Annotated in this window: 22 protein-coding genes; 11 read left to right on the forward strand and 11 right to left on the reverse strand. The window is 69.5% G+C overall.

Translation table 11 applies throughout. From position 1 onward, the window contains the following. Window positions 1-60: 60 nt before the first annotated feature. Window positions 61-666: a maleylpyruvate isomerase family mycothiol-dependent enzyme gene (locus G6N30_RS25755; RefSeq protein WP_134056199.1), complete on the reverse strand. Its 606-nt coding sequence runs from the start codon at window positions 664-666 to the stop codon at window positions 61-63. Further along, complete coding sequence (locus G6N30_RS25760) at window positions 663-1,805, reverse strand: citrate synthase 2 (protein ID WP_134056197.1); 1,143 nt, start codon at window positions 1,803-1,805, stop codon at window positions 663-665. Before G6N30_RS25760 ends, G6N30_RS25755 begins: the two co-directional genes overlap by 4 nt. A gap of 60 nt (window positions 1,806-1,865) precedes the next feature. Between G6N30_RS25760 and pdxH the strand changes: the two genes are divergently transcribed. From pdxH to G6N30_RS25790, 6 genes are all read left to right on the forward strand, one after another. Next, the gene (pdxH, locus tag G6N30_RS25765) at window positions 1,866-2,528 is read left to right on the forward strand and encodes a pyridoxamine 5'-phosphate oxidase (RefSeq protein ID WP_134056195.1); all 663 of its coding nucleotides are present in this window, start codon (window positions 1,866-1,868) and stop codon (window positions 2,526-2,528) included. A gap of 3 nt (window positions 2,529-2,531) precedes the next feature. Beyond that, window positions 2,532-3,824, forward strand: a complete 1,293-nt coding sequence (locus G6N30_RS25770; protein ID WP_134056193.1) for an MFS transporter — start codon at window positions 2,532-2,534, stop codon at window positions 3,822-3,824. A 68-nt stretch (window positions 3,825-3,892) separates the two neighbouring features. Further along, window positions 3,893-4,540, forward strand: coding sequence for a TetR/AcrR family transcriptional regulator (locus tag G6N30_RS25775; protein WP_134056191.1), 648 nt, complete (start codon window positions 3,893-3,895; stop codon window positions 4,538-4,540). Between the two features lie 96 nt (window positions 4,541-4,636). Continuing rightward, window positions 4,637-5,941 (forward strand): citrate synthase, encoded by a 1,305-nt coding sequence (locus G6N30_RS25780; protein WP_134056180.1) that lies wholly within the window; start codon window positions 4,637-4,639, stop codon window positions 5,939-5,941. A gap of 137 nt (window positions 5,942-6,078) precedes the next feature. Continuing rightward, complete coding sequence (locus G6N30_RS25785; RefSeq protein ID WP_134056178.1) at window positions 6,079-7,533, forward strand: MFS transporter; 1,455 nt, start codon at window positions 6,079-6,081, stop codon at window positions 7,531-7,533. Next, the gene (locus G6N30_RS25790) at window positions 7,523-7,939 is read left to right on the forward strand and encodes a MarR family winged helix-turn-helix transcriptional regulator (RefSeq protein ID WP_134056176.1); all 417 of its coding nucleotides are present in this window, start codon (window positions 7,523-7,525) and stop codon (window positions 7,937-7,939) included. The genes G6N30_RS25785 and G6N30_RS25790 overlap by 11 nt, the downstream gene beginning before the upstream one ends. Before the next feature lie 4 nt (window positions 7,940-7,943). Here the strand turns inward: G6N30_RS25790 and G6N30_RS25795 are convergent, their stop codons facing one another. From G6N30_RS25795 to G6N30_RS25805, 3 genes are read right to left on the reverse strand one after another with little or no spacing between them, the layout of a single operon-like run. Beyond that, on the reverse strand, window positions 7,944-8,312 hold the full coding sequence (locus G6N30_RS25795) for a hypothetical protein (RefSeq protein ID WP_179965525.1): 369 nt from the start codon (window positions 8,310-8,312) through the stop codon (window positions 7,944-7,946). 16 nt (window positions 8,313-8,328) lie between these two features. Further along, window positions 8,329-9,915, reverse strand: coding sequence for a phytoene desaturase family protein (locus G6N30_RS25800; RefSeq protein ID WP_179965668.1), 1,587 nt, complete (start codon window positions 9,913-9,915; stop codon window positions 8,329-8,331). After that, the gene (locus tag G6N30_RS25805) at window positions 9,912-10,160 is read right to left on the reverse strand and encodes a DUF2630 family protein (RefSeq protein ID WP_134056172.1); all 249 of its coding nucleotides are present in this window, start codon (window positions 10,158-10,160) and stop codon (window positions 9,912-9,914) included. The genes G6N30_RS25800 and G6N30_RS25805 overlap by 4 nt, the downstream gene beginning before the upstream one ends. Before the next feature lie 36 nt (window positions 10,161-10,196). Between G6N30_RS25805 and G6N30_RS25810 the strand changes: the two genes are divergently transcribed. Further along, window positions 10,197-10,565, forward strand: coding sequence for an FKBP-type peptidyl-prolyl cis-trans isomerase (locus G6N30_RS25810; RefSeq protein WP_134057474.1), 369 nt, complete (start codon window positions 10,197-10,199; stop codon window positions 10,563-10,565). A gap of 70 nt (window positions 10,566-10,635) precedes the next feature. Here G6N30_RS25810 and G6N30_RS25815 read toward each other — a convergent pair whose 3' ends face one another. Genes G6N30_RS25815 through G6N30_RS25825 form a run of 3 tightly spaced genes read right to left on the reverse strand, consistent with a single transcriptional unit; the run spans window position 10,636 to window position 13,493 of the window. Further along, a complete protein-coding gene (locus G6N30_RS25815; RefSeq protein ID WP_134056170.1) occupies window positions 10,636-11,979 on the reverse strand; it encodes a sensor histidine kinase in 1,344 nt (447 codons plus the stop codon). Window positions 11,980-11,981: 2 nt separating this feature from the next. Continuing rightward, window positions 11,982-12,692 carry a two-component system response regulator PrrA gene (gene prrA, locus G6N30_RS25820; protein WP_197374447.1) on the reverse strand — a complete coding sequence of 237 codons (711 nt, stop codon included), beginning with the start codon at window positions 12,690-12,692 and terminating at the stop codon, window positions 11,982-11,984. Between the two features lie 36 nt (window positions 12,693-12,728). Beyond that, window positions 12,729-13,493: a potassium channel family protein gene (locus G6N30_RS25825; RefSeq protein WP_234880211.1), complete on the reverse strand. Its 765-nt coding sequence runs from the start codon at window positions 13,491-13,493 to the stop codon at window positions 12,729-12,731. Between the two features lie 83 nt (window positions 13,494-13,576). Between G6N30_RS25825 and G6N30_RS25830 the strand changes: the two genes are divergently transcribed. The 4 genes from G6N30_RS25830 (at window position 13,577) to G6N30_RS25845 (ending at window position 20,282) form a co-directional block, all read left to right on the forward strand. Next, window positions 13,577-15,463, forward strand: a complete 1,887-nt coding sequence (locus tag G6N30_RS25830) for an ABC transporter ATP-binding protein (RefSeq protein WP_134056168.1) — start codon at window positions 13,577-13,579, stop codon at window positions 15,461-15,463. Between the two features lie 51 nt (window positions 15,464-15,514). Beyond that, entirely contained in the window at window positions 15,515-17,455 is a 1,941-nt protein-coding gene (locus G6N30_RS25835; protein ID WP_134056166.1) for an ABC transporter ATP-binding protein, read from the forward strand. Then, window positions 17,452-19,287: an ABC transporter ATP-binding protein gene (locus G6N30_RS25840; protein WP_134056164.1), complete on the forward strand. Its 1,836-nt coding sequence runs from the start codon at window positions 17,452-17,454 to the stop codon at window positions 19,285-19,287. Before G6N30_RS25835 ends, G6N30_RS25840 begins: the two co-directional genes overlap by 4 nt. Before the next feature lie 119 nt (window positions 19,288-19,406). After that, a complete protein-coding gene (locus G6N30_RS25845) occupies window positions 19,407-20,282 on the forward strand; it encodes a putative endonuclease domain-containing protein (protein WP_134056162.1) in 876 nt (291 codons plus the stop codon). Between the two features lie 51 nt (window positions 20,283-20,333). On the opposite strand, the gene G6N30_RS25850 is transcribed toward G6N30_RS25845, so the two are convergent. The 3 genes from G6N30_RS25850 to G6N30_RS25860 form a co-directional block, all read right to left on the reverse strand. After that, on the reverse strand, window positions 20,334-21,407 hold the full coding sequence (locus tag G6N30_RS25850; RefSeq protein ID WP_308205144.1) for a GGDEF domain-containing protein: 1,074 nt from the start codon (window positions 21,405-21,407) through the stop codon (window positions 20,334-20,336). Window positions 21,408-21,500: 93 nt separating this feature from the next. Next, entirely contained in the window at window positions 21,501-22,874 is a 1,374-nt protein-coding gene (locus G6N30_RS25855; RefSeq protein WP_134056158.1) for an NAD(P)-binding protein, read from the reverse strand. After that, window positions 22,874-23,977 carry an epoxide hydrolase family protein gene (locus G6N30_RS25860; protein ID WP_134056157.1) on the reverse strand — a complete coding sequence of 368 codons (1,104 nt, stop codon included), beginning with the start codon at window positions 23,975-23,977 and terminating at the stop codon, window positions 22,874-22,876. Before G6N30_RS25860 ends, G6N30_RS25855 begins: the two co-directional genes overlap by 1 nt. Window positions 23,978-23,999 lie beyond the last annotated feature (22 nt).

Here is a 23,999-nt window from a genome sequence, read left to right on the forward strand (position 1 = left end):
CCTCCTCGGTAGGTGGGACAGTCACCATGCTGACCCAGCCCACCGACAAATCTCATCGCGTCACACGATCGAGAACGACGGCGGCAGCGCCGCCCGGCCCGTGAGCGCCAGCAGGACCTGCGGCCCCTGCCCGGAGATGACGGCGACCTCCGCGGCCAGCCGCGTCGCATCGGTGAGCACCTCGGGCGGTGGTGCGTAGTCGACGCCGGCCGCCCGGGCGATGTCGAGACCGTGCACGGCCAGCTCGAACGTCCGCGTGGGCAGATAGTTCCGCAACCGCATGCCCAGGCCGCCGATCACCTCGATCAGCGGATCGTCGGCCGCCTCCAGATCGGCCAGCGCCCGCGTGACCAGGTCCCCGACCTTCGCCGCCGGATCCGCCCCGAGGTCACGGCCGGCCTGCCTGCCGCGCTCGGCGACGGCGGCCGGGTCGATGCCGAGTGCCGACGGGGTCACCCGCACGTAGTACTCGGCGGCGCTGACGACGTCCTCGCGCGCGGCGGAGGTCTTCAGGTAGGTACTGACGGTGATCAGCGAGCGCGAGGTGTGGCCGACGAGCGCCCGCAGATCCCACTCGCCCAGCCCGGGGCCGTCCAACGCGGCGGTGGGGATCTGCCGCACCAGCTCGGCGAAACTGTGTGCGGCAGAGGCGAAGACGTCGCTCACGGCACCGTGATTCGGTCCCAGCCCTCGACCGATTCGAGGCTGCGGGGATCGGGTCCGACGTAGATCGCCGACGGACGCACCAGCTTGCCCAGCCGCTTCTGCTCGAGGATGTGGGCGCACCACCCGGCGGTGCGCCCGCAGGTGAACATGGCCGGCATCATCGACGCGGGCACCCGCGCGAAGTCGAGGATCACCGCGGCCCAGAACTCGACGTTGGTCTCGATGGCGCGGTCGGGGCGGCGCTCACGCAGTTCGGCCAGCGCCGCCTGCTCGAGTGCGGCGGCGGCCTCGTAGCGCGGAGCCGCCAGCCGCTGGGCGGTGGCGCGCAGCACGCGCGCCCGCGGATCCTCGGCGCGGTACACCCGGTGGCCGAAGCCCATCAACTTGTCCTTGCGGTCGAGGATGCCCTTGACCACGGCGCGCGCGTCACCGGTGCGCTCGACCTCGTCGAGCATCGGCAGCACGCGGGCGGGGGCGCCGCCGTGCAGTGGACCGCTCATGGCGCCCACGGCACCAGACAGCGCGGCCGCGACGTCGGCACCGGTCGAAGCGATCACGCGGGCGGTGAACGTCGAGGCGTTCATCCCGTGTTCGGCCGCGGTCACCCAGTAGGCGTCGATGGCCTCGACGTGCTTCGGATCGGGATCGCCCTGCCAGCGGGTCATGAACCGTGCTGTGACCGTGGTGCATTCGTCGATCGACCGCTGCGGGACGGCGGGCTGGTGGATGCCGCGCGCGGACTGCGCGACGTAGGACAGTGCCATCACCGATGCGCGCGCGAGTTGGGCGCGGGCGGTCTCGTCGTCGATGTCGAGGAGCGGTCGGTACCCCCAGATCGGGGCGAGCATCGCCAGCCCGGCCTGCACGTCGACGCGGACGTCGCCGCTGTGGATGGGCAGCGGGAACGGTTCGGCGGGCGACAGGCCGTCACCGAAGCGCCCGTCGACGAGAAGCGCCCACACGTCGCCGAACGTCACCCGCCGGGCCACCAGGTCCTCGATGTCCACCCCGCGATACCGCAGCGCCCCGCCGTCCTTGTCGGGTTCGGCGATCTGGGTGGTGAAGGCCACCACGCCTTCCAGCCCCTCGACGAGGTTTTGCGGGGCGTGCTCCGGCACCGACGACGACGTCTGAGTCATGAGCCGATTCTCGCACCCGCGGCAACTAATCGGTGGACGGGTCGGCGTAGCGTTGGCCCCGTGACGGAGGCCGACAACGAGCGCTTGGCGACGATGCGGGTGGAGTACGGATCGGTGGAGAAGGACGGCAGCCCGGACCTCGACGTCGACTGGCTCGCCGACGGCTGGGTTGCGCTGCTGCGCAGGTGGTTGGCCGACGCCGAGGCGGCCGGAATCTCCGAGCCGAACGCGATCGTGCTGGGGACCGTCGACGCCGCCGGGCGGCCGGTCACCCGCACGGTGCTGTGCAAGAGCGTCGACGACTCCGGCATCACGTTCTTCACCAACTACGGCTCGGCAAAGGGTGAGCACCTCGCGGGGACGCCCTACGCGTCGGCCACCTTCCCGTGGTTCGCGCTGAGCCGTCAGGTCCACGTGCGCGGACCGGTGACGAAGGTGTCGGCCGAGGAGACCGCCGACTACTGGTCGAAGCGGCCCCGCGGATCTCAACTCGGCGCGTGGGCGTCGCAACAGTCCCGGCCGATCGCGTCCCGCGCGGCGCTGATGGACCAGCTCGCCGAGGTGACCGAGCGGTTCGCCGACCAGGACACGGTTCCGGTGCCGCCGGACTGGGGCGGCTACCGCATCGCGCCGGACGTCGTCGAGTTCTGGCAGGGCCGGGAGAACCGCGTACACAACAGGATTCGCCTCTACGCCGGCCACGTCGAGCGGTTGCAGCCGTAACGTATGGCCCCTCGGCTCTTCGCCGACACCACACCCCTGCGGTCGCGGGACTTCCGCCGGTTGTGGGTGGCCGGCATTCCCACCGTCATCGGCGCGAACCTGACGATCTTCGCGGTCCCGGTGCAGCTGTACGCGCTCACGCAGAGCTCCGCCTACGTCGGCCTGGCCGGGGTGTTCGCCCTGGTGCCGCTGATCATCTTCGGGCTGTGGGGCGGCGCGCTGGCCGACGCGATGGACCGGCGGGTGCTGCTCATCATCGCGTCCTGCGGACTCGCCGTCGCCTCGATGCTGCTGTGGCTGCAGGCCGCGCTGGCATTGAACAACGTGTGGGTGGTGCTGTGTCTGCTGGCCGTGCAGCAGGCCTTCTACGCGATCAACTCACCGACCCGGTCGGCCGCGATCCCCAGGATGGTGCCCGCCGATCAACTGCCCGCGGCGAATTCGCTCAACATGACGGTCACCCAGGTCGGCGCCATCGTCGGTCCGCTGCTGGCCGGGGTGCTGCTGCGCTGGGTCGATCTGTCCACCCTGTACCTCATCGACGCGCTGACCTGTCTGGTGCCGATCCTGGCCACCATCCGGCTATCGCCTATCCCGTCCACCGGCACCGCCGGCGGCGCGTCGCGGTGGGGCCTGGCCGCCGTGCTCGACGGCTTCCGGTACCTGGCGGGTAACCGGGTGGTCCTGATGTCGTTCGTGGTCGACCTGATCGCGATGGTCTTCGGGATGCCGCGTGCGCTGTTCCCGCAGATCTCCCACGAGAGCTTCGGCGGGCCGGTGGAGGGCGGCACGACGATGGCGCTGCTGGCCGCCGCGATGTCGGTGGGTGCCGTCGCCGGCGGGGTGTTCTCCGGATGGCTGCCGCGGGTGCGCAGACAGGGGCTGGCGGTGGTCGGGTCGATCGTCGTGTGGGGGCTGGCGATTGTCGGGTTCGGCCTCGCGTGCGGGCTGGCCGGCGGGCACACCGGGGCGGTGCTGTGGATTGCCTTGGCGTTCCTGGCAATCGGCGGCGCGGCCGACATGGTGTCGGCGGCGTTCCGGTCGACGATCCTGCAGGAGGCGGCCTCCGACGATGTGCGCGGCCGGTTGCAGGGGGTCTTCATCGTGGTCGTGGCCGGCGGGCCCCGGGTGGCCGACGTCCTGCACGGGATGGCCGCGGCGGCGGTGGGCACCACCGTCGCCGCGGCCGGGGGAGGTGGGCTGGTGGTGGTCGGGGTCCTGCTCGCGGCGGCGGTCGTGCCGGCGTTCGTGCGCTACCGGGTGGCGCCGATCCCGTCCGAGAGCGACAAAGTGTGAGCACCGGCAACTTGCGCCGGATGTCAAGATCAGTGAAATTTCGTGGCCGCGGGGCTAACATCCGGGGTGTGGCTGATCTCGACGGCGCACCGGTACCCGGCCTGCGTGAACGCAAGAAACAGCGCACCAGGACCACCTTGATCAACGCCGCGGTCGAGCTGTGCGACCGGCAGGGTTTCGAGAACACGACCGTCGATCAGATCGCCGCGGTCGCCGACGTCTCACCCCGTACGTTCAGCCGCTACTTCGCGACCAAGGAGGCGGTGGTGCTGGCGGTCATCGACGAGGTGATCGAGATCGTCGCCGTCGAACTGCGCAGGCAACCGCCCGAGCTCAGTCACATCGAGGCGATCTTCCACAGCCATGTCCGGGCGTTCAACGCCACCAAGACCGCGCCGCCGAGCGGTCTGACCGAGGAGCGGCTGCTGGCGGCGGCGCGCATCGTGACGTCCTCGCAGGCGCTCATGCACGCGTCCACCCGCTTCCGGCTCGACGCGGTGAACTCCGCACTCGTCGAACGCATGGGCACCGCACCGGACGACCGCCGGCTGCAACTGGTGGCCGCGGTGTGGGGCGCGATCATGATGACCGCCCTGGCCGACCTGGGACCGGGCATCGACTGGGGCACCATGACCGTCGATGGGATCGTGGCCCGGATCGAGGCGGCGTATGCGCAGTTCCTCGACGTCACCGCCGACGTCAAGCAGCTGGTCTGAGCAACTGCCCGCCCCCCGCAAGCACGTCCGTCACGATGGGGCTACCTTTTGTAGACGAAGGGTCTGCACCTGCGGAGCGACGATGAAGGGATTCCCGTGGCCGATAATCCGTCCAGTGCGACTGAGCACGCCAAGCTGAGCTACCCCGGCGGCGAGCTCGAGCTGGATATCGTCCCGGCCACAGAGGGTGCCGACGCCATCGCGCTCGGGTCGCTGCTGGCCAAGACCGGCTACACCACCTTCGACGGCGGTTTCGTCAACACGTCGTCGACGAAGAGCGCGATCACCTACATCGACGGCGATGCCGGCATCCTGCGCTACCGGGGCTACCCGATCGAGCAGCTGGCCGAGAAGTCGACCTTCATCGAGGTCAGCTACCTGCTGATCTACGGTGAGCTGCCGACCGCCGACCAGCTCGAGGACTTCACCACCAGGATCCAGCGGCACACCCTGCTGCACGAGGACCTCAAGCGGTTCTTCGACGGGTTCCCGCGCAACGCGCACCCGATGCCGGTGCTCTCCAGCGCCGTCAACGCGCTGAGCGCGTACTACCAGGACTCGCTGGACCCGATGGACAAGAACCAGGTCGAGCTGTCCACGATCCGCCTGCTGGCCAAGCTGCCGACCATCGCCGCCTACGCGTACAAGAAGTCCGAGGGGCAGCCGTTCCTGTACCCGGACAACTCGCTGACCCTGGTGGAGAACTTCCTGCGGATGACGTTCGGCTTCCCGGCCGAACCGTACGAGGTGGACCCGGAGATCGTGCGGGCGCTCGACATGCTGCTGATCCTGCACGCCGACCACGAGCAGAACTGCTCGACGTCGACGGTGCGGCTGGTCGGCAGCTCGCAGGCCAACCTGTTCACGTCGATCTCGGGCGGCATCAACGCGCTGTGGGGTCCGCTGCACGGCGGCGCCAACCAGGCGGTGCTGGAGATGCTCACCAAGATCCAGCAGTCCGACGGCGACGTCCGCGAGTTCGTCCGCAAGGTCAAGGACCGCGAGGACGGCGTGAAGCTGATGGGCTTCGGGCACCGCGTGTACAAGAACTACGATCCGCGCGCCCGCATCGTCAAGGAGCAGGCCGACAAGATTCTCGGCAAGATGGGCGTCGAGGATCCGCTGCTCGACATCGCCAAGCAGCTCGAAGAGGCCGCGCTGACCGACGACTTCTTCGTCGAGCGCAAGCTCTACCCGAACGTCGACTTCTACACCGGCGTGATCTACCGGGCCATGGGCTTCCCGACGCGGATGTTCACCGTGCTGTTCGCGCTCGGCCGGCTGCCCGGCTGGATCGCGCACTGGCGGGAGATGCACTCCGAGCCGGGCAAGATCGGCCGCCCGCGGCAGGTCTACACCGGGTACACCGAGCGCGACTACGTGGACTCCTCGAACCGCTAGCCGCCCTTGTTCCGCGAGCGTGCGCGTCTGCGCGTGACACGCGGCGCGAAAATCCGCGTTCGCGCACGCTCGCACCGCGACCAGCGTCACCCTTCGGTCATTTGCCATGCGAACAGTTGTAGTTTCACAATGGTTGGGTGAATGAAACCGTCGGCCTGAGCGCTCGGCGCAAGGCGATCATCCTGATCTCCTGCTGTCTGAGCCTGCTGATCGTGTCGATGGACGCCACCATCGTCAACGTCGCGATCCCGGCGATCCGCGCCGATCTGCACGCGTCACCGTCGCAGCTGCAGTGGGTGGTCGACGTCTACACCCTGGTACTGGCGTCGCTGCTGATCCTCGCGGGCGCGTCGGGGGACCGGTTCGGTCGGCGCCGCGTGTTCCAGATCGGGCTGACCGTCTTCGCCGTCGCGTCGCTGCTGTGCAGCCTGGCGCCCAACATCGAGACGCTGATCGTGGCGCGGCTGCTCCAGGCGATCGGCGGGTCGATGATGAATCCCGTTGCGCTGTCGATCGTCTCGCAGATCTTCACCGGGCGGGTGGAACGTGCGCGGGCGCTGGGCATCTGGGGCTCGGTGGTGGGTATCGCCATGTCGATCGGCCCGATCGTCGGGGGTCTGCTCATCGAGACCGTCAGCTGGCGGGCGGTGTTCTGGATCAACCTGCCGATCTGCGCGGCCGCCATCATCCTCACCGCAGTGTTCGTGCCCGAGACCAAGTCGACGACCATGCGCAACATCGATCCGGTCGGCCAGCTGCTGGCGGTGCTGTTCCTGTTCGGCGTGGTGTTCGCGCTGATCGAGGGACCGGCCCTGGGGTGGACCCACCCGCGCACGCTGGGTGCGGCCGTGGTCGCCGTGGTGGCGTTCGCGCTCTTCCTGCGCTACGAGTCGCGTCGCCACGACCCGTTCATCGACCTGCGCTTCTTCCGCAGCATTCCGTTCAGTGCGGCGACGGTGACGGCGGTGTCGGCATTCGCCGGGTGGGGTGCCTTCCTGTTCATGATGTCGCTGTACCTGCAGGGTGAGCGCGGCTACTCCGCGATGCAGACCGGCCTGATCTACCTGCCCATCGCGATCGGCGCCCTGCTCTTCTCACCGCTGTCGGGCCGGCTCGTCGGGCGGTTCGGCGCCCGGCCCTCGCTGTTGATCGCCGGCGTGATGATCACCGCGGCATCGGCGATGCTGACGTTGCTCACCGGAACCACCCCGGTCTGGGAGATGCTCGTGGTGTTCACCGTCTTCGGTATCGGGTTCTCGATGGTCAACGCGCCGATCACCAACGCCGCGGTGAGCGGGATGCCGCTCGAACGCGCCGGCGCCGCGTCGGCGGTGACGTCGACCAGCAGGCAGATCGGGGTGAGTATCGGTGTCGCGCTGTGCGGTTCGGTCGCCGGCGGGGCCCTGGCCGGTACGTCGGCGGACTTCGCCGCCGCCGCACGGCCGCTCTGGTTGGTGTGCGTCGGGCTCGGCGCCGTCATCACCGCGCTGGCGCTGTACTCGACGTCGGGCCGGGCGATGCGGTCCGCCGACCGGCTGGCGCCGCTGATCGCGGGAGACGTGGTGGCGCACGGAGCGTCTCGTGCCGCGTAACCCGCTCGCCGACGAGGTGTGGGGGGCATTGACGACCCTGGTGTTCGATCACCGGGACAGCTGGCGGCGGGCGGTGGTGGAGGAGACGGGGCTGCCGTTCAGTCGCGTCCGCGTGCTGCGCCGGCTGGGCCGCAGGCCGATGACGGTGAAAGAGGTCGCGCAGGCGGCGACACTGGACGCCCCCGCGGCGACGGTCGCGGTCAGCGACCTGGAGGAGCGGGGGCTGGTGGTGCGGGAGGTCAACCCGGCGAACCGGCGGTGCAAGACGGTGTCGCTGACCGACGCCGGGCGCGAGGTGCTGGCGAGGATCGAGGCCGTCGACGATCCGGCACCCGATGCGCTCGCCGCACTGACCGATGAGGAACTCGAGACGCTGCGGGGAATGCTGCGGAAGCTGACCAGCTGAGCGGTCAGACCCGCGTCAGCGTGACGTTGTAGAGGCGCACCCCGGCGTCGGTCGGGGCGATTTCGACGAACGTCGGGACGTCACGGATCGCATCGCCCTTCGCGATGACATTGCCCCACACCTCGACGGCACAGGGAAAAGCCTTGCAGCGCAACCAGAATCCAGGCGCGCTCTGGTACGGCGGCATGCTGGGCGCCTGGTCGACGCGGTAGCGGCCGGCCGGGATGTAGGCGGTGGCCCAGCCCTGGGCGACCTGCTCGTCGACCCCGAACAGCCCGTTGCTGCCGAAACTCGGCGTGGCGGATACGGGTGCGGCGAGCACGAGGCCGGCCAGCACCGCGGCGGTCGCGGTCGTCGCGCGGGTGGCGTTCACGCCGCTAAGCGTACGCTCAGCCGGCCAGAACAGCCATGGCCGCGTTGTGCCCGCCGATCCCGGACACCGCGCCGCCGCGCCGGGACCCTGAGCCGCACAGCAGGATTCGCGGGTGACCGGTGGCCACGCCCCAGCGCCGCGCGGGGGTGTCCAGCGGATCGTCGTCCTCGGCGAACGGCCACTGCAGCCCGCCGTGGAAGATGTGGCCGCCGGTCATGTTCAGGCTGCGCTCGAGGTCGGCGGTGGTCTTGGTCTCGATGCACAGCCGGCCCGCGGCATCCTCGAGCACGACGTCGTGAATCGGTTCGGCCAGAACCGAATTCAGCGAGGTCAGCACGGCCGAGGTCAGGGTGTTGCGCATCCGTTCGTCGTCGCCGTGCGCCAGCAGCGAGTGCGGGGTGTGCAGCCCGAACACCGTCAGGGTCTGCGCCCCCGAGGCGCGCAGCTCGTCCGACAGGATCGACGGATCGGTCAGCGAGTGACAGTAGATCTCACACGGCAGCGGGTTCGGCACTTCGCCGGCCGTAGCGCGGTCGTGGGCGGCGTCGAGTTGGCTGAGCGTCTCGTTGACGTGGAAGGTGCCGCCGAACGCCTGCTCGGCCGTCACGGTGGTGTCGCGCAGGCGGGGTAACCGCCGCAGCATCAGGTTGACCTTCACCTGCGACCCGGGCGCCGACGGCGGCGCGGGCTCACCCAGCAGTCCGGCGAGTACGGCGGGGGTGACGTTGGCCAGTACGTACCGCGCGCCGATCCGGTGCTCGCGCCCGTCCGCCCGGTAGGTGACCTCACCGTCGGGCGTGATGGCGGTGACCTCGGCGCCCGTGGTGATCTCCGCGCCGTGGCCCGCGGCGGCCGCGGCCAGCGCCCCGCTCACCGCACCCATCCCGCCGACCGGCACGTCCCAGTCACCCGTGCCGCCGCCGAGCAGGTGGTACAGGAAGCAGATGTTCTGCACCAGTGACGGATCGTCGGTGCGGGCGAAGGTGCCGATCAGGGCGTCGGTCGCCAGTACCCCGCGCACCAGGTCGCTGTGGACGGCCGCGGTGATCGCCTCGCTGATCGGTGTCGCGGTGATCGCCGCCCATGCGTCGTCGGCGCCCTCGCCGCCCCCGGCCAGCACGTGCCCACGCGCCTGCTCGCGCGTCATCAGCGGTGCGGTCAGCGTCGGCCACAGCCGTTCGGTGACGGTGCGGCAGCGGCGGTAGAAGTCCTCGAAACCCGCCTCGTCGGCGGCGGCGCCGACGGCACCGAACGTGCTCTGCGGACCGACGAGCAGCCCGGTGCTCCCGCCGGTGGCGGGGTCGGGCGTATAGGACGAATAGCGCCGTTTGACCAGGCGGATCCGGGCACCGAGGTCGTCGACGATGCGCCGGGGCAGCAGGCTCACCAGATAGGAGTAACGCGACAGCCGGGCGTCGACCCCGTCGAACGCGTGCGCCGACACGGCAGCGCCGCCGACGTGGTCGAGCCGTTCGAGTAACCGGACCCGTCGGCCCGCGCGCGCGAGGTAGGCGGCGGCGACCAGACCGTTGTGGCCGCCGCCGACGATGACCGCGTCGAATGTCGCCGACCCGGCGGCCCCGGCGTCGAAGGCGGAGCTCAGTTCAGGTAGCCCTCGACCTCGTCGGCCGGGCGCACCTGCGCTTCCTGCGGGTCCCTGCCGCTCTCACGCAGCGCGCGCCGTTGCCGCAGCAGATCCCAGCACTGATCGAGCTGGACTTCCACCGCCCGCAGCCGCTGATGCTCTTCGCTCTCGTCGATCTCGCGCTGCTGCAGCGCTTCGCGAAGCTGCTGCTCCTCGGCGACGAGCTTGTTCACCTGAGCCAGGATGTCTTGATCTGATGCCACGACTCCAGTCTGCCCGACTACCGTGAAGTGGTGACTGTGAACCCAGGACAGAAGCCCGAGATCGACTTCCCGGACGGCCCGGCCCCGGCCGAGCTGGTCATCGAGGACCTGGTCGTCGGCGAGGGGGCCGAAGCCGTGCCCGGCGCGAACGTCGAAGTGCACTACGTGGGGGTGGAGTACGACACCGGCGAGGAGTTCGACAGCTCCTGGAACCGTGGTCAGTCCATCGAGTTCCCGCTGCAGGGGCTGATCCAGGGCTGGCAGGACGGGATCCCGGGCATGCGGGTCGGCGGCAGGCGCAAGCTGACGATTCCGCCCGCGCAGGCCTACGGTCCCGAAGGCGGCGGGCACCGGCTGTCCGGCAAGACTCTGATTTTTGTCATCGACCTGCTGGCCACCCGCTAGGACCGACGAACGTGAGCTTGTGAGCGAGAAATCGCCGCAGATTCACGCATGAGCTCACGTTCGCGCAGGGTCAGCGCGGGCCGGGCAGGCGTAGTAGCAGCCGTGCCCCGCCCAGCGGGCTGGACTCGAGCGTCGCGGTGCCGCCGTGCAGTTCGGCCTGCTGCGCCACGAGCGCCAGCCCCAGACCCGAGCCGGAGTGCGAGGCGGTCGACCCGCGGGAGAACCGCTCGAACACCCGGGTGCGTTCCTCTTCGGGGACGCCGACACCGTCGTCGTCGATCGCGATCTCCACACCCGCGCGCGAACTGACCGCCGACAGTTGAACCCGCGTCGCGCCGCCGTGCTTGACGGCGTTGGCGATCGCGTTGTCCACGGCCAGCCGCAACCCGGCCGGCAGGCCGACGATGATCACCGTCGGCGCGGGAACCAGGGTCACCTCGAGGTCCGGGTAGACGCGCATGGCGTCGTGAGCGGCGCGGTCGAGCAGTTCGGTGATGTCGACGGGCACGTGGTCGTCGGCGGTGGACAGCTCACCCTGGGCCAACCGCTCGAGCGCCGAGAGCGTCGCCTCGATGCGTGACTGCGTGCGGATGACGTCGTTGACCACCTCTTTGCGCTGCTCGTCGGCGAGGTCGAGGGTGGCGAGCACCTCCAGATTGGTGCGCATCGCCGTCAACGGGGTGCGCAGTTCGTGGGCGGACACCGAGGCGAAGTCCCGCGCGGAGGCCAGCGCGGCCTTGGTGCGGTCCTGCTCCGACCAGATGCGTTCGAGCATGCCCTTGACGGCCTCGGCGATCTCGACGGCTTCCGACGCGCCGCGCACTTCGACATCGGGCGCTTCGTCGCCGGCCTCGATCTGGCGCGTCTGCTCGGCGAGGCGTTTGAGCGGGCGGACCGCGAACGCGGCGAGCAGCCAGCCCAGCAGGGTGGCCGCCCCGACGGCCAGCGCGCAGATCACGATCACCCGACGGTGCAGATTGTTGGTGTCGGCCACGGTCGCGTCGTAGGTGGCGCCGACCTCCACCGACATCGGTTCGGGGAACTGGATGTCGACGGTGCGCACCCGGTAGCGCACCCCGTCGACGTAGGTGTCGGCGTAGCCGGCGGGCGCCTCGGGCAGCACCACCTGCGAGTTGGAGGTGACCTCGCCGTCGGGTCGCCGGACGGTGATGACGACGTCCTGGTTGTTGGGCGACTTCGGGATGGTGTCGAGTCCTCGCGGCAGGAACGGGATCGCGAAGCCGGCGGCCTCGTCGAGGCGGCGGTCGAGGCGTTCCTTGCGGTCGTTGGTGATGCCGACCCACACCACGGTCCCGACGATGATCACGACGATCGCCGCGCCGATCGCTGTCGCGAACGCCACCCTGGTCCGCAGGGACGGGGTACGGCGGAAGATCCGCGACAGCGCGCTCATGGCTATTGCGTCCGGAGCACGAATCCCACACCGCGCACGGTGTGCAGCAGGCGGGGCGCGCCGCCGGCTTCGAGCTTGCGGCGCAGGTACCCGATGAACACGTCGACGACGTTGGTGTCCGCGGCAAAGTCGTAACCCCACACCAGTTCGAGCAGCTGGGCGCGGGAGAGCACCGCGGTCTTGTGCTCGGCGAGCACGGCGAGCAGGTCGAATTCGCGTTTGGTCAGATCGACGTCGACCCCGTTGACCCGGGCGCGCCTGCCGGGGATGTCGACCTCGAGCGGACCCACCTGGATGGTCTCCGAGGAGAACGTGGCCGACGAGCCGCGCCGCCGCAACAGCGCCTTGACCCGGGCGACCAGTTCGGCCAGCACGAACGGCTTGACGAGGTAGTCGTCGGCGCCGGCCTCCAGGCCCGCCACCCGGTCGTCGACGCTGCTGCGCGCGCTCAGCACGCAGACAGGGACGTCGTTGTCCATGGCACGCAGCGCGGTCACCACGCTGACACCGTCGAGCACCGGCATGTTGATGTCGAGCACGATCGCGTCGGGGCGCGTCTCGGTCGCGCTGCGCAGCGCCTCGGCGCCGTCCACGGCGGTGGAGACGTCGAATCCGGACAGCCGCAGCCCGCGCTCCAACGACGCCAGCACGTCGGGGTCGTCGTCCACCACCAACACCCGGGGCGATCCCACACCACTGTCCATGGCAGCAATCTTGCCTGATGGAGTGCGCCGACTGCGGGAACCGGGCTATCCGCCGGGGGCCGAGTCCGCCTGCTGTTGTCCGCGCAACGACCGCACCTCACCACGCAGCGCGTCGATCTCCGCGAGCAGCATGTCGATGTGTTCGGTCGTCACCGATCGGCCGACCGAGTCCTCGTCGGCCACCCGTTGCACGATCCACGACGCCAGCGTCGCGGTGATGGAACCGACCAGGCTGATGCCGCCGATCATCAGCAGCACCGCGATCCACCGCCCGGCGGTCGTCACCGGTGTGATGTCGCCGTACCCGACGGTGGTGATCGTGGTGATCGACCACCACAGCGCCTCACCGAAGCCGGTGATCTTCGCCTCGGGCGCGTAGCGCTCGTTCTCCAGGACCGCCAGCGACGCCACGAACACCAGTAGCACCGCCGCCGAGACGGTGTAGGTGACGACTCGCCCGCGGATCGCGTTGCCCACGGCGCGCTGCAGCACCGAGATCAAGATGACCAGCCGCAGCAGGCGCAGCGGCCGCAGCAGCGGCAGCAGCACCATCGCCAGGTCGAACAGGTGCCGGTAGAACCACCGCCACCGGTCGGGCGCCAGGCTGAGTCTGATGAAGTAGTCGAGCGCGAAGATCACCCAGGACACCGCGGTGACGGCGCCGACGGCGAAGTCCGCGAAACCCTTCGGCTCGGCCAGCACGTCGACGGCATACGCCCCGAGGAACACGACGGCGACGGCCGCCAGCGGCCACTCCACCCGCCGCTCCCAGGCATCCAGCCGCTGCGGGCGATTCGCGTCGTCGGTCACGGCGTCCCAACTTAACGGGGCGGGCCGCTGACCGTGCGGGAACATTTGACCTCACCTTTTGTTGAGGTTCTACGGTGAATTCCATGAACATCGAAACGGTCGCCCGGCAGACCCTCTACCGACAGGCGCACGCCCGCGGCGGGGATCTGCACTCGCTGGCGGACCGTGCGCTGCTGCGCCGCATCTGGCGCTTCGCCGGACGCCACCACCGCAGGATCGCCGCGTTCGTGGCGGTCAGCGTGCTCAGCGCGACGCTCGCGGTGGCCACACCCGTGCTGGCAGGCCGGGTGGTCGACGAGATCACCAACGGCGGCGCGCCGTCGGTCGTCGTCGGGCTGGCGGCGATCATCGCGACGGTGGCGTTCGCCGAGGCGGCCGTCTCGCTGCTGACCCGCTGGCTGTCGTCGAACATCGGCGAGGGCCTGATCTTCGACCTGCGCACGGCGGTGTTCGACCACGTGCAGAAGATGCCGGTCGCGTTCTTCATGCGCACCCGCACCGGCGCGCTGGTCAGCCGCCTGGGCAACGACGTGCTCGGCGCGCAGCGGGCGTTCTCCGACACGCTGTCCGGTGTCGTGTCCAACCTCGTCACGCTGACCTTGACGCTCGCGGTCATGCTGGCGATCTCCTGGCAGATCACGGTCGTCGCGCTGGTGCTGGTGCCGGTGTTCGTGCTGCCCGCCCGGCGGATCGGCGCGAAGATGGCGCATCTGTCGCGGGAGAGCGCCATCCACAACGCGACGATGAACACCCAGATGACCGAACGGTTCTCCGCGCCGGGCGCCACGCTGGTCAAGCTGTTCGGCCGGCCGGCGTCGGAGTCGCACGAATTCGCCGTCCGCGCCGGGCGGGTGCGCGACATCGGGGTGCGCTCGGCGATGCTGCAGTCGACGTTCATGAACTCGCTGACGTTGATGTCGGCGCTCGCGTTGGCGCTGGTCTACGGGCTGGGCGGGGTGATCGCCCTCGGCGGTCACCTGCAGGCCGGGGCGATCGTGTCGCTGGCGCTGCTGCTGACCCGGCTCTATGCACCGCTGACCGCGTTGGCCAACGCGCGGGTCGAGATCGCCAGTGCGCTGGTGTCTTTCGAGCGGGTCTTCGAGGTGCTCGACCTGGAACCGCTGATCCGCGAGTCGCCCGACGCGATCCCGGTGCCCGACGGTCCGGTGCGCGTGGAGTTCGATCACGTGCGCTTCTCCTACCCGACGGCCGAGAAGGTCTCGCTGGCCTCGCTCGAAGAGGTCGCCGTGCTCGACGACCGCGACGACGGCGAGGTGCTGCACGGGATCACCTTCACCGCCGAGCCGGGACAGATGGTGGCGCTGGTCGGGTCGTCGGGCGCCGGTAAGTCGACGATCGCGGCGCTGCTCGCGCGCCTCTACGACGTCGACTCGGGGGCGGTCCGGCTGGCCGGCATCGATGTGCGCGACCTGACGTTCGCATCGCTGCGCGACACCGTCGGCATGGTCACCCAGGACGGGCACCTGTTCCACGAGTCGATCCGCGCCAACCTGCTGCTTGCCGCACCGGACGCGAGTGATGACCAACTGTGGGAGGTGCTGCGCCGCGCCCGGCTGGCCGACGTCGTCGCCGCGATGCCCGACGGGCTGGACACCGTTGTCGGTGAGCGCGGCTACCGTCTCTCGGGCGGGCAGCGGCAACGGCTGACCATCGCCCGCCTGCTGTTGGGGAGGTCGCGGGTGGTGGTGCTCGACGAGGCGACAGCGGCGTTGGACTCGGCGTCGGAGGCTGCGGTGCAGCAGGCGCTGGCCGAGGCGCTGGCCGGCCGGACGTCGCTGGTGATCGCCCACCGGCTGTCGACGGTGCGCGCGGCCGACGTGATCCTCGTGGTCGAGGACGGCCGGATCGTGGAACGCGGCACGCATCAGCAGCTCCTCGGCCGCGGCGGCCGCTACGCCGAGCTGTACGAGACCCAGTTCGGTCCGCAGGAGTCGGAGGCGGTTGCGTGACGTTTTCCGCTGTGACGTTATCGGCTTGCCGCCGATGGGAAGATTGACTAAGTGGCCTCTCCGGACTCTCGCGCCTTGATCTCGGCGCCCGCGATCGCTGCTCGGCGGGCGCAGCCGAGAGCGAGCTCCGACCTGTGGCGGCTCCTGCCGTACCTCATGCCCTACCGCGTGCGCTGGATCGCGATGCTCGTCGTCGCGATCGCCAGCCTCGGCGCGACGATCTCGATCCCGCTGATGACCAAGGCTGTGATCGACGGGCCGGTGCGGCACCAGGATCAGCACGGGCTGTGGGTGCTCGGCGCCGCCGCGATGGGCGTGGGCATCACCGAGGCCGTGCTGTGGTTCATCCGCCGCTGGCTGGTCTCGCGCGCGACCATGGGCGTCGAGGCCGACATCCGCAAGGACCTCTACGCCCGGCTGCAGATCCTGCCGATGAGCTTCCACGGCCGCTGGCAGTCCGGTCAGCTGCTGTCACGGGTGATGAACGACCTGTCGACGATCAGGCGGTTCATGTCGTTCGGGCTGGTGTTCCTGGTGCTCAACGGTCTGCAGATCGTCGTCGTCACCGCGATCCTGCTGTCGATGTACTGGCCGCTGGGCGTGGTCGTGCTGGTCTCGATCGTGCCGATCACGTTGACGGTGCTGCACTTCCAGCGCGAGTACACCCGGCTGTCGCGGCTCGCGCAGGATCAGTCCGGCCACGTCGCCACGCACGTCGAGGAGGCGGCGCTGGGGCTGCGGGTGGTCAAGTCGTTCGGCCGGGAGGACTACGTCTACGACCGGTTCGACCGCCAGCTCACCGACCTCTACGACACCCAGGTCGGCCGGGTGTCGGTGTCGGCGAAGTTCTGGACCCTGCTCGAGATCATCCCGAACCTGACGCTGATCGTCGTGCTCGGTTTCGGCGCCTACGCCGCCGGCCACGGCTACGTCACGCTGGGCACGCTCGTCGCGTTCATCACGATGATGCTTTCGCTGGTGTGGCCGATCGCGTCGCTGGGCTTCCTGCTGTCGATGATGCAGGAGTCCTACACCGCGGCCAATCGCATCGCCGAGATCTTCGACGCGCCACGGGAGATCGCCGACGGCCCGCGCAACGACACTCCGCGCGGCGGGCGGCTGGAACTCGTCGACGTCGGGTTCCGGTTCCCCGACAGCGAGGACTGGGCCCTGCGGCATGTGAGCGTGACCGTCGAACCGGGGGAGACCCTCGCGCTGGTCGGCGCGACCGGATCGGGCAAATCGGTGCTGGCCGCGCTGCTGTCGCGGCTCTACGACGTCACCGAGGGTTCCATCCGCGTCGACGGCATCGACATCCGCGAGCTGTCGCTGCCCGCGCTGCGCCAGGCGGTCGCGACGGCGTTCGAGGACCCGACGCTGTTCTCGATGTCGGTCGCCGAGAACCTGCGGCTGGGCCGACCGGACGCCACCGACGCGCAGATGGCCGAGGCCATCGAGGTGGCCGCCGCGCAGTTCGTCTACGACCTGCCGTTCGGGCTCGACACCCGCATCGGCGAACAGGGCATGAGCCTGTCCGGCGGTCAGCGGCAACGGCTTTCGCTCGCCCGCGCCATCCTCGCCGCCCCGCAGATCCTCGTCCTCGACGACACGCTGTCCGCGCTCGACGTGCACACCGAGGCCGTCGTCGAGGAGGCGCTGCGCCGGGTGCTGCACGCGGTCACCGGCATCGTCGTCGCGCACCGGGCGTCGACGGTGCTGCTCGCCGACAAGGTCGCCTTGCTCGACAGGGTTGATCCTTTTGGGGGAACGGTCACCCACGTCGGCACGCACGCGGAACTGCTCGCCGAGGTGCCGCAGTACCGCTACCTGCTGGCCGCCGACGACGAGCTGGACGACGGGTGCGAACGCGCCGCCGACTGGGAGGACGACGCCGAGCGCGAGCGGTTGGACCACACCTACACCGAGCTCGAGGCGGCCGACGAGGCGTGCGCCGACCCGAGGTTCGTGACCTCGGAGGCCGAACGCCGATGAGCGTCACCGACTGGCGCGGACGCGTCAAGGAGAACCAGGACCCAGAAGACGGCGGAGACCTCCCGATCGACGAGAACCTGCCCCGCCGCCGCGAGGCGCGGGCGCTGCTGTGGTCGCTGCTTCGGCCGTACCGGGTGACGGTGTTCCTCCTCGCGCTCGTCGTGGTGGTGGAGAACGCGGCGCGGCTGTTGGTGCCGCTGCTGGTGCAGCGCGGCATCGACCATGGCATCCCGCCGCTGCTCGAGGGTGGGCCTGCGCGTGAGTTGATGCTTATCGTCGGCGCGCTGTGCGGGGTCGTGGTCGTGCAGGCGCTCAGCCGGATGTTCTTCCTGCGCCGTTCGGGGCGGATCGGCCAGAAGGTGCTGTTGGAGTTGCGCCGCCGGGTGTTCCGGCATTTCCAGCGTCTCGACATCGCCTTCCACGACCGGTACACGTCCGGGCGGGTGGTGAGCCGATCGACCAACGACGTCGAGGCCATCCAAGACATGCTGGAAACCGGATTCGACAGCCTGATCACCGCGGTGCTCACCTTGGTCGGTACGGCCATCCTGCTGGTGACGCTCGACGTGAAGCTGGGCCTGATGTGCCTGGCGGCGTTCCCGATCCTGGTGGCACTGGTGTGGTGGTTCCGCACCGAATCGGCCAAGACGTATCGCAAGGTGCGGGAGAGCGCCGCGCTGGTGATCGTGCAGTTCGTCGAGACGATGACCGGGATCAAGGCGGTCCAGGCCTACCGCCGCGAACCGCGCAATCAGGAGATCTTCGAGGGAATCGCCGACGAGTACCGCGAGATCAACGAGAAGACGTTCAAACTGCTCGCTATCTTCATGCCGGGGGTGAAGCTGGTCGGCAACATCACCACCGGTGTGGTGCTGCTGTACGGCGGTTCGCGGGTGCTGCACGGCGAGATGACGATCGGCACGCTGACCGCGTTCCTGCTGTACCTGCGGATGTTCTTCGAACCCATGCAGGAGATCTCGCAGTTCTTCAACACCTTCCAGTCAGCGTCCTCGGCGCTGGAGAAGCTGGCCGGGGTGCTGGCGGAGAAGCCGGGCATCCAGGACCCCGAGGATCCGGTGCGCCTGGACTCGGTGCGCGGTGAGATCTCGTTCGACGATGTGACGTTCGGGTATTCGCCGGACCGGCCGGTGCTGCCGGACCTGTCGCTGCACGTGCCCGCCGGTCAGACCGTGGCGCTGGTCGGTACGACGGGGGCGGGCAAGACGACGATCGCGAAGTTGATCGCCCGGTTCTACGACCCGACGTCGGGTTCGGTCACGTTGGACGGCACCGATCTGCGGCGGCTGTCGCAGAGCGAACTGCGCAGGCATGTGGTGATGGTGACGCAGGAGAACTTCATGTTCGAGGGTACGGTCGCCGACAACATCCGGTTCGGTAAGCCGGACGCCACCGACGACGAGGTGCGCGCGGCCGCCGAAGCCGTTGGCGCGGACCGGTTCATCGCGACGCTGCCCGAGGGCTACGACACCGACGTCGCCAAGCGCGGTGGCCGGTTGTCGGCGGGGCAGCGTCAGCTGGTCGCGTTCGCGCGGGCGTTCCTGGCGGATCCGGCGGTGCTGATCCTCGACGAGGCGACGTCGTCGCTCGACATCCCGAGCGAGCGGATGGTGCAGCGCGCGTTGGAGACGGTGCTGTCCGATCGGACGGCGCTGGTGATCGCGCACCGGCTGTCGACGGTCGCGATCGCCGACCGGGTGCTGGTGCTCGAAGGCGGCCGCATCGTCGAAGACGGTTCACCCGCGGAGCTCATCGCGAACGCCGGCGGGCGGTACGCGGCGCTGCACCGCGCGTGGGAGCAATCGCTGGCCTGAGCGATTGGGATCGCTGGTTGTGTCGCGAGACTGAAGCCACGCAGCGGCGCTCTCGCACTTTCGCTGCGTGGTTTCCGTTTCACGGACGGCTTGTCGGTACCCGCTGCCAGCATCCCCTCATGGGGAGGATGTTCATCGGCACCGAGGCGCTGGCCAGCGGCGCCGTCACACGACACGAGTTGGCGCGCTGGCACCGACGCATCTATCCAGACGTGTACTGCGCGAAGCGAACCGAACTGTCGCTCAAAGACCGCATCTACGGCGCTTGGCTGTGGTCGGGGCGACGCGCGGTGGTCGCCGGTCTGTCCGCCGCGGCGATGCAGGGGGCGCCGTGGATCGACGACGACATCCCGATCGAGTTGATCTGGAACAACTCCCATGCACCCGAGGGCCTGGTCGTCCGCAACGACACGCTGGCCGCGGACGAGGTCGAGCGCTTCGGTCGCCTGCCGGTCACCACGTGCGCTCGGACGGCCTTCGACCTCGGTCGGCGGCTGCAACGCGACGCGGCCGTCGCCCGCCTCGACGCCCTCATGTGGGCCCGTCGCTTCGCGGTCGGCGACGTCCACGCGCTGGCCGCCCGGTATCCGCGGGCGCGCGGATTGAAAGCCCTGCGTATGGCGATGCCGCTCGTCGACGGCGGTGCCGCTTCACCGAGGGAGACCTGGCTTCGCCTGCTCCTCACCGACAACGGCTACGACAACCTCATCACGCAGATCCCGATCTTCGACCGGCACGGGTTGATCGGCGTCGCCGACATGGGCTGGCCCGAACTGAAGATCGCCGTCGAGTACGACGGGGACTACCACCGCACCGACCGCAGGCGCTATGTGATGGACCAGCGAAAGCTACGCCGCCTCGAAGCGTTGGGCTGGATCGTCATTCGAGTCATCGCCGAGGACGACGTTGCCGACGTCCTCGCGCGCGTCGACCGCGCCAGGAAGCTCCGCCACACTGAACTCACGCAGGGGGTCTCCCGCACTTTCGCTGCGTAGCTTCAGTCTCGCGAGCGTCGCGACCCACGACGCACCCGCGACCGCAACCCATCACCAGCGTGGCTCGCACAGGTGGTGACACATGTTGCCGCCTGCCCGCTTCGCTTCGTACATCGCGGCATCCGCGGCCCGCACGAGGCGCTCGAGCGCCGACTCGTCGCTGCCCCGTGCCGCGCCGACCGGCGTGCACGCGGTGCCGACGCTGGCCGTCACCGGCTCCGGCAGCGCCGCGATCTCCTCGCAGATCCGCTGCGCCAGTGGGGCCGGATCGTGCGTGTCCCACACGGCGGCGACGACGAATTCCTCGCCGCCGATCCGCCCGATCACCGCGGGCGCGCCGACGACCGCGCGCGGCAGCGCACGCGCCACCTCCGTCAGGGTCTCGTCACCGGCCTGATGTCCATAGGTGTCGTTGATCCGTTTGAAGTCGTCGAGGTCGACGAGCACCATGATCAGGTGGCAGCCGGGGTGTACCGTCCCGCCGGCGAGCAACTTGGCGGTGTGGGCGTAGAAGGCCCGCCGGTTTAGTAGCCCGGTGAGCGGATCGCGGTCGGCGCGGGCCAGGTCGACGCCGAGCGCCCGCACGAGGACGTGTATCGCGACGGGCATGGCGATGTTGATCTGCACGACGATGAACAGGTCCACCACAGCCATTGCCGGGTATCCGGCCATCGCGATGCGCACCGCGGCGGTGACGCAGACCGCGGCCGTCACCAGGAAGTTGTAGAGCACGAGCGCCGGCGAGTGGAAGAACGCGATGTAGGCGGCGATGGTCGCGAACGAGATGCACCCGGTGAGGGCCCCCTGCGGATCCGGGTAGGCCAGACAGGACAACGCGATTGCGGCGTTGGACACGACCGCGAAGGCCACGGACTGGGAGTGGGTCGGCCAGCGCCACGCCCAGAGCGCCACGCCCGCGGCACCGAACGCGACCGCGGTCCACGTCATCGCGACCGGCAGGGTGCCTTGGGGTCCGTCGAACCGCAGCAGGATCAGCAGGCACACCGCGAGCGACGCGGCGATGAGCGCCATCATGATTCGGACCGCCCCGGTCATCTGGCGGGCGGCCAGATAATCGCTCATCCATTCGTAGTGGTTGCCCTGCAACCAGCGCTTCCTCGCCACCGTCGCTGCCACCTTCGCCGCCCCCGGATCGCAGCCGTCCCTGCCTCATCGCCCCAGCAAACTTCCTCAGGGTACATCGTGGCGTGGTGCCGCTCACACTTCCGCGAGAAGTGCCTCCAGCTTGTCGTTGATGTCGTGCAACTGTGAGCCGAGCATGCTGACGATCTTCTCGCGCGCCCGCTCGCTCACTCCCGCGGTGACGTGGTGCAGGATGTTGAGCCGGGCGCCGTCGAGCCAGGCCATCATCTCCGGGTCGGTGAACCACTGTAGCTGATTGCGGTTGAACGCCAACATCATTCGAAGCCAGTCCGCGGGCACGTGCGGGTAGGGCACCGGCCCGCAGAACGCGTTTCGGGTGTCGTCGTCGCCGTAGGCGGCCTCGACGTGGCCGATCACCGACGCCGAGAACGCGGGCTGGCAGGTGCGCACCGTCTGCAACGTGATCCGGTCGCCGTCGAAGACCGGCGCAGGCGCCTTGTCGCCGAGTCCGTCGGCCGTGCAGTCCACGAACAGCGCCGACGCGTCCACGTCCAGGCTCCCACCGGTGAGCGTGACGCGTCCGGGCTCGATCGCGGTCACCTGACCCAGCCGCACCACGTCGTCGATGCTCCGCAGGAGCTCCAGTTCCCCCTGCGACACGATCGCGCAGCGGTACATCGTCGGCTCGACCGACTCGTCGACCCGCAGCAGGCATCCTTTCGCCTCCAACCGGCCGAAGAGGTCGTGGAACGACGACGCATCCCGGACCGCCGTGAGCTGTGCGGTGAAATCGGTCAGCACCCGCTTGGCGAACTTCGCACCCGGCTGCACGGTCGCGCGGTCCATCAGCCACGCCTCGCGGGGCTTGATCCACGTCAATCGCTGCGGCGCCACCCCGTGGCGCAGAAGGAACACGCAGGCGTCCATCGCGGTCTTGCCCGCACCGACGATGACGTAACGGTCATGGGGAGCGCTGCGCGGCAACGCGTTCGGCGGCACACACTCGACCTTGTCGGCGACGGCGTAGGCCGGTGGCCGCATCGACGGCACCACGACATCGAGGTGGCTGACCACCGTGCGCCGCGCCGCCACCTCGAGATCCTCGCCGCCGAGCGTGCGGATCCGGCCGCCGCCGAGGTGTTCGCTCATCGGCAGGTAGGTCACCCGTCCGGACGGCAGCAGCTGCTGGCGCATCACCGTCTCGTAGTACGCGCACACCTCCGCGCCGCCGGCCAGTTCGTAGAACCCGGCGTTGGGTCCGCTCTGGTCGATCGCACCGCTGCCCAGATCGCGGGAGTTGACGCCGTAGTACGCCGACGGTTGGTGCAGCCGCACGTACGGATACGCGGTCGTCCAGTGCCCGCCGGGCGCGTGGTTGCGGTCGACGATCACCACCGTCGCATCGGATTCGGCGATCAGGGTGTCGACGAACGCCATGCCCATCGCACCCGCACCGACGACGAGGTAGTCCGCCTCGAGGGTCTGCACTATCGGACCGTGTCGAAGAACGCCGCGACGTCACCGGCGAACAGCTCGGGCTGTTCGAAGGCGGCGAAGTGACCGCCGCGCGGCATGTTCGTCCAGTGGGTGATGTGGTAGCTGTCCTCACACCAGTGCCGCGGCATCCGGATGATCTCCCTCGGGAAGGACGCCACCCCGGTCGGCACCCGGACCGGTCCTGCGCCCCGTCCGCCGGTGGCGCTCTCCCAGTACAGTCGCGCCGACGAGGCCCCGGCGGCGGTCGCCCAGTACAGCATCACGTTGTCGAGCAGCTCGTCTTTGGTGAACACGTTCTCCGGGTGGCCGTCGCAGTCGCTCCACTCGCGGAACTTCTCGACGATCCAGGCCAGTTGCCCGACGGGGGAATCGACCAGCCCGTAGCCCAGCGTCTGCGGACGGGTGGCCTGCTGCTTGAAGTACCCGGTGCCCCACTTCTGCCGTTCGGCCATCGCCGCCAGTGCGTCCTGCTCCTCGTCATCGGGGTTCTCGAGGTCTTTCGGCGGCCGCCCGATCGGCATGTTGACGTGGATCGCGACGCATCCGCGCTCGTTGCGGCCCAACTGTGTGGTGATCACCGCACCCCAGTCGCCGCCCTGCGCGCCGTAGCGGTCGTAGCCCAGATGCAACATGAGCTCGTCCCACGCCACCGCGATGCGCTCGATGCCCCAGCCGGTCGCGGCCGGCTTGCCGGAGAAGCCGTATCCGGGCAGCGAGGGACACACGACGTGGTATCCGGCCTCGTTCAGCGGTTCGATCACCTTCTGGAACTCGACGACGGAGCCGGGCCAGCCGTGGGTGAGCAGCAGCGGGAACGCGTCGGGACGCGACGAGCGCTGGTGGATGGCGTGGATCTCGAGGCCGTCGATCTGGGTGGTGAACTGGTCGAACCGGTTGAGCGCGGCCTCGCGGGCCCGCCAGTCGTACTCGTCGGCCCAGTAGTCGGCCAGCTCGCGGGTGTAGGCCAGCGGAATGCCCTGGCTCCAGTCGTCGACGCACTCGGCCTCCGGCCACCGGGTGTTGTGCAGCCGGGACGCCAGGTCGGTCAGGACGGTGTCGGGGATCGCGATGGTGAAGGGTGTGACAGCGGACACAGCTGCGATCCTCGCACGACCG

This window comes from Mycolicibacterium litorale (assembly GCF_010731695.1).
Lineage (GTDB): Bacteria > Actinomycetota > Actinomycetes > Mycobacteriales > Mycobacteriaceae > Mycobacterium > Mycobacterium litorale.

Excerpts from the sequence above, each read along its gene's own strand:
- G6N30_RS25840 (WP_134056164.1), top strand. The coding sequence starts at position 17,452 with ATGAGCGTCACCGACTGGCGCGGACGCGTCAAGGAGAACCAGGACCCA.
- G6N30_RS25845 (WP_134056162.1), top strand. The coding sequence starts at position 19,407 with ATGGGGAGGATGTTCATCGGCACCGAGGCGCTGGCCAGCGGCGCCGTC.
- G6N30_RS25815 (WP_134056170.1), bottom strand. The coding sequence starts at position 11,979 with ATGAGCGCGCTGTCGCGGATCTTCCGCCGTACCCCGTCCCTGCGGACC.
- G6N30_RS25830 (WP_134056168.1), top strand. The coding sequence starts at position 13,577 with ATGAACATCGAAACGGTCGCCCGGCAGACCCTCTACCGACAGGCGCAC.
- G6N30_RS25770 (WP_134056193.1), top strand. The coding sequence starts at position 2,532 with ATGGCCCCTCGGCTCTTCGCCGACACCACACCCCTGCGGTCGCGGGAC.
- G6N30_RS25760 (WP_134056197.1), bottom strand. The coding sequence starts at position 1,805 with ATGACTCAGACGTCGTCGTCGGTGCCGGAGCACGCCCCGCAAAACCTC.